Annotated in this window: 9 protein-coding genes; 7 read left to right on the top strand and 2 right to left on the bottom strand. The window is 57.4% G+C overall.

All coding sequences use genetic code 11. The features are described 5' to 3' along the window. The first annotated feature begins 656 nt into the window (after positions 1-656). The 3 genes from QZ383_RS02935 to QZ383_RS02925 all read left to right on the top strand — a co-directional run bounded on the left by QZ383_RS02935 (position 657) and on the right by QZ383_RS02925 (position 5,927). On the top strand, positions 657-2,381 hold the full coding sequence (locus QZ383_RS02935) for a methyl-accepting chemotaxis protein (protein ID WP_291442868.1): 1,725 nt from the start codon (positions 657-659) through the stop codon (positions 2,379-2,381). A gap of 264 nt (positions 2,382-2,645) precedes the next feature. After that, positions 2,646-4,211, top strand: a complete 1,566-nt coding sequence (locus QZ383_RS02930; protein WP_291442865.1) for a carboxylesterase/lipase family protein — start codon at positions 2,646-2,648, stop codon at positions 4,209-4,211. Positions 4,212-4,313: 102 nt separating this feature from the next. After that, a complete protein-coding gene (locus tag QZ383_RS02925) occupies positions 4,314-5,927 on the top strand; it encodes an aldehyde dehydrogenase family protein (RefSeq protein WP_291442864.1) in 1,614 nt (537 codons plus the stop codon). Positions 5,928-6,023: 96 nt separating this feature from the next. Here the strand turns inward: QZ383_RS02925 and QZ383_RS02920 are convergent, their stop codons facing one another. Further along, entirely contained in the window at positions 6,024-6,842 is an 819-nt protein-coding gene (locus tag QZ383_RS02920) for a phosphodiesterase (RefSeq protein WP_291442862.1), read from the bottom strand. Positions 6,843-7,098: 256 nt separating this feature from the next. On the opposite strand from QZ383_RS02920, the gene QZ383_RS02915 reads away from it, so the two are divergent. The 4 genes from QZ383_RS02915 to QZ383_RS02900 all read left to right on the top strand — a co-directional run bounded on the left by QZ383_RS02915 (position 7,099) and on the right by QZ383_RS02900 (position 11,385). Beyond that, a complete protein-coding gene (locus QZ383_RS02915; protein ID WP_291442860.1) occupies positions 7,099-8,151 on the top strand; it encodes an ABC transporter ATP-binding protein in 1,053 nt (350 codons plus the stop codon). Positions 8,152-8,307: 156 nt separating this feature from the next. Beyond that, the gene (locus QZ383_RS02910; RefSeq protein ID WP_291442859.1) at positions 8,308-9,591 is read left to right on the top strand and encodes an ABC transporter substrate-binding protein; all 1,284 of its coding nucleotides are present in this window, start codon (positions 8,308-8,310) and stop codon (positions 9,589-9,591) included. 76 nt (positions 9,592-9,667) lie between these two features. Further along, positions 9,668-10,552 (top strand): sugar ABC transporter permease, encoded by an 885-nt coding sequence (locus QZ383_RS02905; protein WP_022660115.1) that lies wholly within the window; start codon positions 9,668-9,670, stop codon positions 10,550-10,552. Further along, a complete protein-coding gene (locus tag QZ383_RS02900; protein WP_192111709.1) occupies positions 10,549-11,385 on the top strand; it encodes a carbohydrate ABC transporter permease in 837 nt (278 codons plus the stop codon). Before QZ383_RS02905 ends, QZ383_RS02900 begins: the two co-directional genes overlap by 4 nt. 93 nt (positions 11,386-11,478) lie before the next feature. Here QZ383_RS02900 and QZ383_RS02895 read toward each other — a convergent pair whose 3' ends face one another. Continuing rightward, positions 11,479-14,601, bottom strand: a complete 3,123-nt coding sequence (locus QZ383_RS02895) for a molybdopterin dinucleotide binding domain-containing protein (RefSeq protein ID WP_291442856.1) — start codon at positions 14,599-14,601, stop codon at positions 11,479-11,481. Between the last annotated feature and the right edge of the window lie 7 nt (positions 14,602-14,608).

Here is a 14,608-nt window from a genome sequence, read left to right as displayed (position 1 = left end):
GCTCTTGATGGAACCAATTCTGCACATAGCTGTTAACCTCGGGAAAATGCGTCACTTGAAGACCAGCCCGCAAAACTGGGCTACAGGGACACGAATGAACCCTCTCGTAGGGTGCAAAGTTGACTGACCTTTTGGTGTAGTCTGAAGACATGACCAAAACGCACCACGAGTTGAAGCATGGGACTGTCAAAAGACAGCCTCTGCGCTCCAACCGGCGGATCCACACTGGCGGTTGCGTTCGGCCTCTGGCGCAGGGGGGAAATTGAGTTTGCTACAAACCTTTTCGATGGGCAAGAATAAATTGATGTCCTGCATCAAAAAAAAGTTACAGTGTTTAAGTTTTGATACCATGCACAAAAACTGGTGTTTGTATGTGAAAAATCTCGTAAAGTTCTGCAAATATCTCTGGATGTACAATTTTTTTTGCAAATTTGACATATTGCCATAACATAATGTTGGCATTGTCCGATATTTTTCTTAGAATCAGACTCAGATTGGCATAATTTAAGCCCTTTTAAAAAGAATTTGATAACGCATTTCATAAAATGTGGTTATTCCCCCCTGCGAGGTAAAAGATGAATGTAAGAATGTGGCTTGTTACCCTTTGCTGTGGGTTTGTCGTAGGCATGGCGACCCTCTTTTTCACCAGCACACACATGTCCACACTTGTTTTTACGGAAGTAACCATTCCCCAGCTTTCGGCTGCATTGCAGTCAAAATATGAATACGGCCTGAAAAGTGTTGTGGATGTTGCCGCGCAAGATCTTGCCGACAGGCTCAAGGGAGTTTCTGACCCCAAGGAGCAGTACGCGCTGATTGAAAAATACACAGATTATCAGCGCTTCTTTCCCAACGACGAGGGCTATCTGTTTACCTACAAAACAGACGGCACCCGAATAAATGTGCCCACCAACAAGTCGCAGAACGGCAAAAATGTTATTGATCTCAAGGATAGCGACGGAGTCTATTTTATACGCGAGTTGATTGAAGCCGCCAAAAAGGGCGGAGCGTTCGTGGCTTACCGCTTTGACAAGCCGGGGGCTGGCATACAGCCCAAACTGGCATACACACGCATGATACCAGGCACTGACGTCATCATCGGCACAGGCGTGTATATCGACAGCGTCGAGGCCGAGCGCACCCGTGTCGCCAACCTGGTTTCCGAGCGAAATGACCACTATGACAACCTTGAACTGCTCATTTGCGGCGGCATCCTTACTGTCATTCTTGGCTTTGCATGGCTGATTACCCGCATTATCTGTCTGCCCCTGCGGCAAATCACCGGCGAAGCGGAAAAGGTCGCCCAAGGTCAGGAAGCCGCCCTGCCCACCCTCAAGGCATCCTGTCCGCTCGAAATCCGGCGGCTCAACAGTTCGCTGGGCATGATGATCGAAAATCTGCACGGCCGCATTGAAGAAGCAGCAGACAAAACCCGTCAGGCCGCCGAAGCTCTGAACCACGCCAAGGTGGCGCAGACCGCTGCAGAAGAAGCCAAGCTGCGCGCGGAATCTGCCCGCAGGGAAGGCATGCTCGCAGCCGCCCATCAGCTTGAATCCATTGCCGAGGCGCTCTCCTCCGCTTCATCTGATCTCTCGCACCAGATCAAACGCTCTGATGAAGGTGCGGAAGAATCTTCCAAGATGCTTTCTGGCGCAGCCACTGCCATGAATGAAATGAACGCAACGGTTCAGGACGTTGCCAGAAACGCAGGTCTGGCATCGGGGGCATCGCTCGAAACCCGCGACAAGGCTCTTGCTGGCGCTAAGATCGTGCAAAACGCCGTGGAAAGCATCACCGAGGTGCAGACCCACTCGCTTTCGCTCAAGGAAGACATGACCCGCCTGAACGAGCACGCGCAGGCCATTAACCAGATTATGGGCGTCATTTCCGACATCGCTGACCAGACCAACCTGCTGGCGCTGAACGCTGCCATCGAAGCCGCCCGTGCTGGGGATGCCGGCAGGGGCTTTGCTGTTGTGGCGGACGAAGTCCGCAAACTGGCGGAAAAGACCATGGTTTCCACAAGCGATGTGGCCAAGGCCATTCAGGCCATTCAGGACAGCACCGCCAAGAGCATGCAGGGCGTTGAAAACGCGGTTGGCTCCATCGGCGTGGCCACGAATCTGGCCGGGCAATCTGGCGAAGCCCTGCAAGGCATTGTGGAGGTTGTGACCGCCACGGCTGATCAGGTGAACGCCATTGCCGCCGCCAGTGAAGAACAGTCTGCAGCGAGCGAAGAAATCAACCGCAGCATTGTTGAGGTCAACGAGGTTTCACAGCTCACGGCTGAAGCTATGAAACAGGCTTCCACTGCCGTTGCCGACCTCACCGAGCAGGCCAAAAAGCTCGCCGCTCTTATTCAGGAGATGAAGCAGGGCTAGGCTGCTCTACCCCGCCATTCAGATTCCCGGTTTGCGCTTGCACGGCGCAGACCGGGAATCTTTGTTTTTCGGGCGGAACGACCACGCGGAATGCAAGTTTGCTCAAACATCCAATGGCAAACGCTTCTTGCGTTTTTGTCCGCAACACGCCACATTTGCAAAACGTTCGGCAACAGGCGGCCTGTTGCAGCCGCCTGTGCGAGGCAAGCTCCTGCACAGGCCCGTGCCCTGTGAAGCGTCCATTGCCCCTTTTCAGGAAAATTCATGAAAAACCGCATCCTCATCCTGGTGGTGTTGCTCTTGTGCGCCTGTGCCCGTCACGTATCCCGTCATGAAACGTCCGCCGACACCCTTGCAGCAACACAGTACGGCGAGGTGCAGGGTTTTGCGGCGGCAGGCGTCAAAACATGGCTTGGCATTCCTTACGCCGCGCCGCCTGTGGGCGAACTGCGCTTTCGGCGCAACCAGCCGCCCATCCCCTGGCAGGGCGTCAAAAAGTGCGTGGCATTTGGCAACAAGCCCATCCAGTACATGAACATGTTCGGGCTTGAGCGTTCGCGGGTTCCCGCCAGCGAGGATTGCCTATACCTCAACGTGTGGGCGCCGCTGACCGCCGCCAAAGACGCCAAGCTGCCAGTATTCGTATGGATATACGGAGGCGCGTACCACATGGGCGAAGGCAGCGACCCCATGTACGACGGCGCGTCCTTTGCCAGAGACGGCGTGGTATTTGTCAATTTCAACTACCGCGTCGGCCCCTTGGGCTTTTATGATTTTTCCATGTACGACAAGCGGTTTGAATCCAACTGCGGCGTTTCAGATCAGATTGCCGCCCTGCGCTGGGTGCGTGACAACATAGCCGCATTTGGCGGCGACCCGAACAACGTGACCATTGCGGGCGAATCCGCAGGCGGCACGGGCGTGTACAACATGCTGGCATCGCCCATCGCAAAGGGGCTGTTCCAGAAGGCCATCGCCGAGAGCGGCGTCACAGGAAATACCGAATCCCGCCGCATGGTCGAGATGAACAACACCATCTTTTTTGAAAAGCTGGGCATTAATCCGCGTACAGACATGGCCAAACTGCTGGATATGCCCGCGCAGGACATGCTTGCGGCCGCTACGTTCACACTCAAGGAAGGCCCGCGCCGCCATCCCGGCATCTTCATGCCCGGCCCGGTCAAGGACGACCTGCTCCCCCTGCACCCGTGGGAAGCCTTGGCCCAGGGCAATGCCCGCGACGTTAAGGTCATTCTTGGCACAAACCGCAACGAAGGCACGCTGTTTGCCCTGCTGGGCCTGCTGCCCAAGGACTGGCAACAGGTGGAAAAGATGCTGCGCGATAACGGCGCGGCTGCCAGTATCCCCGCAGTATCGGAGCTGTACGCCAGCGAAAAGGGCATGAAAAAGCTGACCACCCTCGCGGGCGACCGGGCATTTGTGGTGGATATGGTCAAAAGCGCCGATGCCCAGAGCGCCTTTAACAGCACCTATGTGTACCGCTTTGACTACGCCCCCCTGCTGCCGGAGCTGCTCTTGCTGGGCGCTGCGCATTCGACGGAGATTTCCACCGCGCTTGCCACCAATGATCATCCCTTCTGGCTGCTCACGCCCGCATCACGCCGCAAGGAGCTTACGCAGTCCATGCACGGAGCGTGGCTGAACTTTGTAAAAACGGGCAATCCCAACGGCCCCGGCGTTGCACCCCTGTGGCCGCAATACGAAGCAGGGCGGCGGCTCACCTATATTTTTGACCAGACAAACACCGTGGAATCGAATCCCCACGGCGCTGTCTATGAAGTGTGGAAAGATATTCAGCTGTACCAGTAAGTTGCGGGTCGGCTTCATTGACATGAAGCGCTCGGCTTCTTACCCTCCACACGACAACAACTATTTCACTGCTTTCATTTGCTGAAAGTTCAGGAGGCACACATGACAGAAGCCAATACCCAGATCGGCGCTGATTTTTCGCCGGATGTGGACAATATACCCGAAGATTGCGTTCTCGAGCCGCTTCACGAGCGCCGCTACCTTGTGGGTGGAAAGTTGCTGGAGTGGGCGGGCCCCGTGCACACCGTGCATTCGCCCCTGTATGTGAACGGCGAGCAGCGCGTCATAGGCTCCTGCCCGGAACTGACCGAAGCGGAATCGCTGGCGGCGGTGGATGCCGTGACCAAGGCGTGGGACAATGGCCGTGGCGCGTGGCCCACCATGCGCGTGGAAGACCGCATTGCCCGCGTGGAGGAATTTGCCCGCCGCATGCTGGCAGTGCGCGATAAGGTGGTGCGCCTGATGGTGTGGGAAATCTGCAAGCCGCTCAATGATTGCCGGGCGGAATTTGACCGCACCATCGACTACATCCGCGCCACTGTGGACGCCCTTAAAGACCTCGACCGCGCCTCCTCGCGCTTTGTGATCGAGAGTGGCATTTACGCCCAGATCCGGCGCGCGCCGCTTGGGCCGGTGCTGTGCATGGGCCCGTTCAACTACCCGCTCAACGAAACCTTCACCACGCTTATTCCGGCCCTGATCATGGGCAACCCGGTCATCGTCAAAACGCCCCGCATCGGCAAGCTGCTCTACGCGCCCCTGCTTGAGGCCTTTGCCGAATGCTTCCCTGCCGGAGTGGTGAACATCCTCTTTGGCGACAGACGCGTGGCCATTCCCGCTCTGGAGTCTGGCCGCATCAGCGTGCTGGCCTTTATCGGTTCAAGCCGCGCTGCTGATGCTTTGCGCCGTCACCATCCCTCGCCCCACAGGCTGCGCTGCGTGCTTGGGCTGGACGCCAAAAACGCCGCCATCGTGCTGCCCTGCGCCGACATGGATTTGACCGTGTCCGAGGCCGTGACCGGTGCGCTGAGCTTTAACGGCCAGCGTTGCACGGCCCTGAAGATCTTTTATGTGCACACCTCGCGCACTGAGGAATTTCTGGCAAAATTCAGCGAGGCCATTGCCGCCCTGCCCATGGGCCTGCCCTGGAAGCCGGGGGTCAAAATCACCCCGCTGCCCGTGCCCGGCAAGATAGACGACCTGCGTGAACTGGTAGACGAAGCTGTTGCCAAGGGCGCGCGCATTGCCAACCCGCACGGCGGCACCTTTGACCGCACACTGTATTACCCCACACTGGTTGCGGGCGTTACCGCAGACATGCGCCTGCACACGGAAGAACAGTTTGCCCCTGTGGTGCCTGTGGTTTCTTATAATGACGTGTCGGAAGCCGCAGAGGCGGTGATCGCCTCGCCCTTCGGCCAGCAGGCCAGCATCTTCGGCACTGACCCCGATGCAGTGGCTGCGCTTATCGACCCCATGGTCAATCAGGTGTGCCGCGTCAACATCAACAGCCAGTGCCAGCGCGGGCCGGATACATTCCCCTTCACAGGCCGAAAGGACTCTGCGGAAGGCACGCTCTCTGTCAGTGATGCGCTGCGCGCCTTCTCCATCCGCACACTGGTGGCTGCCAAGGGTTCCGCCCCCAACAAGGAACTGATTTCAGACATTGTGCGCAACAGAAAGTCCAACTTCCTGTCCACGGATTTTCTGTTCTAAGTGCTGAAATTGCTAGAGAATTAGCAGTTAAGCTAAAACTTGAGAGGCCGCGTAAGCGGCCTTTTTCTATGCACAAAATTTACTTTGATTGATTTTTTACCCCAGCTTCGGCGGGTGGGAGAAGCTGAATGGCCCGCGCTCGGCAAACTCCCCCGGCACGCGGCAGTAGTGCGTGTTCACCCGTCCATCAACAAAGTGGTGGAGCAAAAATGCCGGGGCTTCATCTGTAAAATCATCCCCGCCCGTGGCGCAGAAATTCGGCACTATGTGCATGCACACCGGGGGAGCCGTCAAGGCCGCCACTCCGTGCCACATGGTGAACATGTACCTGTGCAGATGCCCGCAGCAGAGCCTCACATTGGGGAATTTCTCCAGTATGCGGCCAAGGCTCTCGGCATTTTCATATGGCTCGTCCATCACGCCAAGGGCTGTGATAAAGGGCGGATGGTGGGTAAAGACCAGCGTGGGTCTGCCTGGCTGGGCTGCCAGCGTTTTTTCCAGCCACGCCGCAACGGGCGCGTCAAAATGGCCGGAATGCGAGCCGGGTCGGGTGCCGTCAAAAAACACAAGCCGCAAGGGAAAATCCTCAACCGTATAGCACAGGTAAGGGGCAACCGCCACATCCGCCGGGCAGTACTGCCCAAGCTCGGCCACAAGGTTTTCACGCTTATCATGGTTGCCAGGTAGCACATACACGGGCATGGGCAGCGCAGACAGCGCCTCTGCCGCAATGGCGTAGCCCCCGGGCTGGCCGTTCACCGAAATATCCCCGCTCAGCACAAGGCAATCGGGCAGTTGCGGCAAGGCCGCAATGTGGTTCACGGTTTTTTCCAGCAGCAGCGCACCGTCAGACACGTTGAATGCCTGGCTGCGCCCGGCACCCACATGCGGATCAGATATGTGTGCTACAAACATGTCAGCACCTCCCCTCGACATTTTCAACTATTTTTAATCACGGCAGCATGTTGCGGTCAAGTCAGCCTTTGTCACAAAACTGTAACACTGCTGCCTGTAATGTAACGAATACGAAAGCTATTGTTCTTGCCACAAGGCGCAATTAGTGGTAATTAAAATCAAATTTTCTCCATGCAGGCAGCACGGCCTTGTGTTACGCCTCTGGAGCCTGACCGACCACGCCCACAAGCGCGCCCATCCACGAAAGGAGCTGAACTTGTCCGCAATACGTCTTGAAAACGTATGTAAACAGTGGGGTGCGACCCACGCTGTAAAGAACGTATCCTTTGAGATCAATGAGGGTTCCCTGCTTGTACTGCTCGGGCCTTCCGGCTGCGGCAAATCCACCACACTTCGGCTCATAGCCGGGCTTGAGAGCGTTTCCAGCGGGCGCATCTATATTGGCGACCGCGACGTTACCGACCTGCCCCCGGCGGAGCGCCATCTGGCCATGGTGTTCCAGTCTTACGCGCTTTTTCCGCACCTCACAGTGCGCGAAAACATCCTCTTTGGGCTCAAGGTGCGCAAAGTGCCGGAGGCCGACCAGATGAGGCGGCTGGACAACGCCGTTGACGTGCTTGGCCTTTCCGGCCTGCTGGAAAGAAAGCCCTCCGCCCTTTCCGGCGGTCAGCAACAGCGCGTGGCCCTTGGCCGTGCGCTTGTGGCCGAAGCGGCAGTGTGCCTCATGGACGAACCGCTCTCAAACCTTGATGCCAAGCTCCGGCTCGAAATGCGGCGCGAAATCCGCGACCTGCAACAGCGCCTGGGCATGACCATGGTCTACGTTACCCACGACCAGACAGAGGCCATGAGCATGGCCGACACCATTATTCTGCTGCAGCAAGGGCATATCGTGCAAAACGACGCCCCTGTCGCCATGTATTCCCAGCCCGCCACCACCTTTGCGGCCAGCTTTATCGGCACGCCACCCATGAACCTTCTGAACGTTGCCATGTGCAAGGGGCAGGCGGTCATCAAGGGCAACGAATGCTGCCCGGTGCCGGGTGTTGTTGCAGGCGAATGCACATTGGGCATCCGCCCCGAACATATTCAGGTAACGCCTGACGGCCCGTGGGAGGCCGAAGTGCTGAGCATGGAATATCTTGGTGCGGATTCCGTGCTGGCTTGCAGCCTGGGCCAGCAGCAGGTGGCGGTGCAGATTGCGGGCAACCCCGGTTTTAAACCCGGCCACAAGCTGCGCCTGAACTTTGCCGCCGATGCCCTGCACTTTTTTGAGGCAGAATCTGGCAAACGCATGGGTGCGGCATAGCACAGCTGCCCCCTCAAACGCTATTGCGCCCCGATTTGGCTGACTTATGTAGCAATTCTGCCATAATCATCTAATTTTGATGCACATTTGCCCCTTTTCGGTAACATTCAGGCGATAGTACGGATACAGCCCCCAAACCCCTTTGAGGAGAAATCCATGAAACGTATTCGCTCGTTGTTTTTGGCAATTTTCTGTATCTGCCTGTGCGCTGGCAGCGCGCTGGCGGCGCAGACCAACCTTACATTTTACTTTCCCGTATCCGTGGGCGGGCCCATCACCAAGATCGTGGAGGGCATGACCCAGGAATTCATGAAAGAAAACCCCGACATCAAGATTACGCCTGTGTATTCGGGCAATTACCGCGACACGATCACCAAGGCCCTTACCGCCCAGCGCGGGGGCGAGCCGCCGCATGTGGCTGTGCTGCTCTCTACCGACATGTTCACACTCATTGATGAAAACGCCATCGTTTCCTACGACGAAATTGTCGGCAAGGACAACATGGCCTTTACCAAGGATTACTTTCCCGGCTTCATGCGCAACAGCCAGACCGAGGGCAAAACCTGGGGCATTCCCTTCCAGCGCTCGACCATCGTGATGTACTGGAACAAGGAGATGTTCAAAGAAGCTGGCCTCGACCCTGAAAAAGGCCCCGCCACCTGGCAGGAGCTGGTCGAAATGGGTAAAAAGCTCACCAAGAAAGATGAGTCCGGCAAGGTCACACAGTGGGGCGTTGCCATCCCCAGCACCGGCTATGCCTACTGGATGCTCCAGGCCCTTGCCATCACCAACGGCGTTGAACTGATGAACGACGCTGGCAACAAGGTCTTTTTCGACAATCCCAAGAACATCGAAGCCCTCCAGTTCCTCACCGATCTGGCCTACAAGTACGAAGTTTCGCCCAAGGGCACCATTGACTGGTCCACCACGCCCCGCGATTTCTTTGAGCGCAAAACCGCCATCATGTGGACCACCACCGGCAACCTCACCAACGTGCGCACCAACGCCAAGTTCCCCTTCGGCGTGGGCATGCTGCCCGCCAATACCCGCCTTGGCTCGCCCACCGGCGGTGGCAACTTCTACATTTTCAAAAACTCCACGCCTGAAGAACGCAAGGCTGCCGTCAAGTTTGTGCAGTGGATGACCACCGCCGAACGCGCCGCCCAATGGGGCATTGATACCGGCTATGTGGCCGTACGCCCCGATGCATGGAAGACCGAACGCATGGAAACCTACGTGAAGGGCTTCCCCTATGCCGCCGTGGCCCGCGATCAACTGGCCCACGCCGTGCCCGAGCTCTCCACCCATGAAAACCAGCGCGTGACCAAGGCTCTGGACGACGCCATTCAGGCCGCCGTTAACGGCTCCAAAAAGCCTGACGCCGCCCTCAAGGATGCCCAGCGCGAAGCTGACCGCATTCTGCGCCGTTACCAGAAGTAAGTGATCACTGTGCTGCCAGGGGGGATTGCCCCTCTGGCAGCTTTTTCGACTTAATCAGACGCAAGAGAGCAGCCCTATGTTCAAACCGGAAACCATGCGGCAAATCAACGCATGGCTGCTTTTGCTCCCCGGCTTTGCCCTGGTGGTGACGTTTACGCACTATCCTGCGGTGAGCACGTTTATCCACAGCTTTTTTATGGATGGCCGGGGGGGAGCGCCTGCCCAGTTCGTAGGGCTTGAGCAGTACCGCTATCTGCTGGACGACGAGGTTTTTCTCAAGTCGCTGCGCAACAACATCATCTTTGCCTGCTGCACCATACCCTGCTCCATGTCGCTGGCCATGCTCATGGCATTTCTGGTCAATGCGCGGCTGAAGGGGCAGGCATTTTTGCGGCTGTGCTATTTTGTGCCCACGGTGCTGCCCATGATCGCGGTGGCCAACATCTGGCTGTTTTTTTACACGCCAGATTACGGCCTGCTTGAGCAGCTGCGCTTTTTTCTGGGCGCGACAACGGGCATTAACTGGCTTGGCAGCGAGCAGACAGCCCTGTTCTGCGTGATCAGCGTTGCAGTGTGGAAGGACGCGGGATTTTTTATGATTTTTTATCTCGCAGCCTTGCAGCAAATCCCGCCGAGCCTTGGGGAGGCGGCCATGCTTGAAGGGGCTTCGCGCGCCTACTATTACCGCCGCGTGGTCATTCCCCTGCTCATGCCCACTACGCTTTTTGTGCTGATCAACGCCACCATCAACGCCTTTCGCATGGTGGATCATCTGTTTGTGCTCACGCAGGGCGGCCCCAACAACGCCACCTCGCTGCTGCTCTACTACATTTACGAAACCAGCTTCAAGTTCTGGGATACGGGCTACGGTGCAACGCTGACCATGGTGCTGCTGGGCTTTCTTGGTTTTGCCGCCTTTGTGCAGTTTGGCATCATTGAAAAAAGGGTGCATTACAGATGAACGAACAGCGCAATATGTACGACAGCCGCGGATTTTCGCGCGTGCTGGACACCACCGCCGCCTGGATGCTTGCCATTCTTTGGGCTTTGCCGCTTTTTTACGCCATCTGGACAGCCTTTCACCCGGCGGAGTTTTCCACTCGCTTCAGCCTGACCGCGCCGCTCACGCTTGAAAACTTTGCCAATGCGTGGAAGGCCGCGCCCTTTGCCCGGTATTTCGTCAACACCATCATGCTGGTCACGCTGACCACGGGCATGCAGCTTGTGCTCTGCACTCTGGCGGCCTACGCCTTTGCCCGATACGACTTCAAGGGCAAGGGCATTGCCTTTGCGCTTATTCTTATGCAGCTCATGATCATGCCCGATGTGCTGGTGGTGGAAAACTACTCCACCATGTCCAAGATCGGCGTGCTTGATTCCACCCTTGCCATCAGCCTGCCCTACATGGCTTCGGCCTTTGGTATTTTTCTGCTACGCCAGACCTTCAAGAGCGTGCCGAAAGAACTGGAGGAAGCCGCCGCCGTGGAGGGGGCCAACACCCTGCAAGTGCTCTGGCATGTCTACGTGCCACTGGCCAAGCCCACCTACGCGGCCTATGCGCTGGTTTCCATCAGCACGCACTGGAACAACTTTCTTTGGCCGCTCATTGTGACCAATTCCGTCAATTCCCGCCCTCTGACCGTTGGCTTGCAGATATTCTCGGCTACGGAACAGGGCGTGGACTGGACAATCATCACCGCTGCCACGCTTATGACCTCCGGCCCGCTGCTGGTGGCCTTTCTGCTGTTCCAGAGGCAGTTTGTGCAGTCGTTCATGCGGGCGGGCATCAAGTAGGCCGCACACACCAACACGCGAACCTCGCAATTAAAAAACCCCAGCGGTTGCTGTTTTGCAGCCGCTGGGGTTTTACGTCTATAACAGCGTCAATCAGGCCAGTTTTTCCATCCGCAGAGGAATACCCTGGCGCACGGCGCTGCCGGAATCACTTTCTGTCAGGGCAGAAAAACCCTTGCGGCTGGGATCATCCGGCACAAGATCATTGAGGTTGACGCCAGCGGCTGCCCCCTTGAGCGCAGGAATACGCTCGCCGTTTACCAGAATATCCCCAGCGCCCAAGGCCTTGTGTCCAAAACCGTGCTCTATCCCCACAACACCGCGCATGATGCCATCCGTTACCGTGGCCTGCGCCGTTTCCGAACCTCCGGGCGTGACCAGACGCACCATGTCTCCGTGCCTGATACCCAGAGCCTGCGCGTCATCCCTGTGCACCAACACCATATTGGTCGGCTTGATGGATCGCAGACGCGGCGAAATGATTGCGTAGGAATTTATGAGGTTGGATTTGAAGGAAACCATAAGCAAGGGATACTCTTTGTCAGACCAGCGCGAACGCAAGGAGGTACCGTCCACAAACTCCGCGTCGCGCAGCCGGGGAATACCACTGTAATGTCTGCCTGTCTGTGAATGCACAGCAGCGGCAGCTTCCTCATTATAAACGCACATGGCCCGCGTCCAGCGGCTTTTGGTCGCGTCGCCATCGTAGCTTTCGCTGGCAGGCTCGTAGCGCCCGCCACGACTGTAAAGGCAGGCCACAGGCCCCTGCTCTTCGGGCTGAAGCACAGTGGCAATGTCAGCCATGATGCGCCCGATGCCCGAGAGTTTTACGTCCTGCTCTGTAGGAGAAGGCAAAGTTTTACCCTTGAAAAAGGCCATATTGGCTGCAAGGCGCAAATAATAATCCTGCGGCGTGTGCAGCGGATGCAAGACACCTGCGGCATCAGGAATGGCCTTGTCGCCAAAGCCGGGTAAATTCATGCGTTTGGCGGCCTCAATCAAAAACAGCTCCATGCAGACGGGCTGGCCGCTGGCCGATTTTTGCTGGCGCGGCTCAATGGCAGGCCAGCGCGCCGTGGACATACGCGTGAGCACGCCGCTCCACGCCTCTGCAAAACCGCCCCATACCTCGTACAGACAGGGATCAGGCACGAGGTAGTCCGCATAGGCATTGGTTTCGTTATGGAAAGCGTCAATGCCCACAATGAGGGGCAGATCCTTGGGGTCTTTCAGCTTGGCATCCAGCGCGCGTTTAAGCCCGCCGTGACCGTAAATCACGTTGCCCGTCCAGTTAATCCAACACTTGAATGTAAAGGGATAGCCGTTGGCGTGCCCCAACAGGTGTTCTGCGGGCAGATTTGGCGCAGTGAGCGGAAACCAGGGCATATCTGCCGGATACGGGTTTTGCCCTGCCTCGACCCTTTGCTTGTAGGCTGTGGATTTTTCGTAGGCAGCCTTGCAGCGATTGGCCGGAAAGCCTTTTGGTTCCTTTTTGCCCGGAAAATCAGCGAGGTTATAGCGCGGCCCCGAAAAAGCCGGGTTATGGAAATTACCGGGGGCAACACACAAGCCCCCCTTGGCGTTAAGATTGCCGATGAGGGTGTTGAGCGTCAGCACCGCAAAGGTGGCATTCATGCCGGTAGCTGTCATCATGCCACCGTGGGCGTCCGCCACCGCCTTCTTGCCGTGAGCGGTAAACTCGCGCGCCAGACCAATGATGGTTTCGCTGGCAACGCCGCACAGGGCCGCGTATTCCTCAATAGAATGCGACAGCGCTTCTTCTTTAAGAAGTTGCAAAGTTGTGGCTGCCTGAACCCGGGCACCATCTGGCAGTGTGATTTCGCCGCTAAAAAACAATTTGGCTTCGGCGCATTTGTCGGCGGGCATCACTTGGCCACCGGGCGAAAGCACAAGCGCTTCGCCCGGCAGGGGTTTACCATCCGGCCCTTTGCTCTCGGCCTGCGGGGGCATACGCAGTATCTTGCCCTGCCCTGAACCAGAAAGGCACACTAGGTGGGTTGCGTTGGAAAAGGCGGCTTCTCCTGCATCTGTAGCGGCCTTGAGCGTGGGACGGCAAAGGAACTGCGCGTCATAACGCTCATTTTCCAGTATCCAGCGTATCATGCCCAGGGCCAGCGCCACATCCATATCGGGCCGCACCGGAATCCATCGGGCCTTGTCGCGCACGGCGTCAGTGGTGGAGAGGCGCAATACCGGATCCACCACGGCATAGTGCAACTTGCCGTTGGTGCGGGCCTCGGCCACCATGCGGGCAGAATGTTTGAAAGGATTGCCAGCCTGAGCGGGCGCAGTGCCCCAGAAGAGGGCAAATTCGCAGTTTTCAAAATCCGGCTTTCCGTGGGCGTTTGTAGCCAGATCATTCAGTACAAGGCCTGAACCCATGCGGAACGACAGCCCACAGTATGCACCGTGCTTGCCGAAATTGCGCGTGCCATAAGCCTGCACCCCAAACCGCTGAAAGAAAAACCGCTCACGGCCATCATCCAGAGCATAGGTCAGCAGCAGTCGGTTGGAGTGAGGCCCGAATTCCGGGTGCTGGGGATTGGCCGGGCCGGGCGTTTCGCGGATGGCCCGCAGCCCGTCAACATGGCCCTCCCCAAACAGGTTGCCGCCGTCAACCACTTCTTCAACAAGCTGTTCAAAAGGAATGGTCTTCCAGCGGCCTTCGCCGCGCTTGCCCACCCGCTTGAGGCAATGGGTAATGCGAAAAGGGCTCGCAGAGGCGTCAATCATGGCAGCGCCCCGCCCGCAGACGGTAGAACGGCGCTCGTGCCCAGTGGGTTCGGCATCCCCCGCTCCTCTGGCAGAAAGCCCGCGCAGCGCCTCGATCACAGGCATGCTCATGGGCACGGCGTGCGATGCGGAAAGCGGGTTGTACGGATTGCCCGCAACACGAACTACCTTGTCCTGCGCTTCGTCAATATGCAGACGCACGCCGCACATGGTGCAGCAGCCCCAGCAATGGTTAAAAGCAACGCGGCTGCCCTTGCCCAATGCCAGCGTGCCGTCTTCTGCCACAGTAAATTCCGGCGGCAGGGCATTCTTGTTGATGGGGTCGCGCACCGGCTCACCGGCGGTACCGCTCACAATACCGTTAAGAATTTTTTTCCCCGCACCGGCAGTGGCGGCGGCCACTGCGCTTGCGCCAAGAATCGCCGCGCCTGCGCCAATAAGCTTGCGTTTTTTAGTATCCATCGGCGTA

This window comes from Desulfovibrio sp., from assembly GCF_019422935.1.
Lineage (GTDB): Bacteria > Desulfobacterota > Desulfovibrionia > Desulfovibrionales > Desulfovibrionaceae > Desulfovibrio.
Note: the sequence above shows the minus strand (reverse complement) of the source record. Positions and strands in the feature narration are given on the sequence as shown.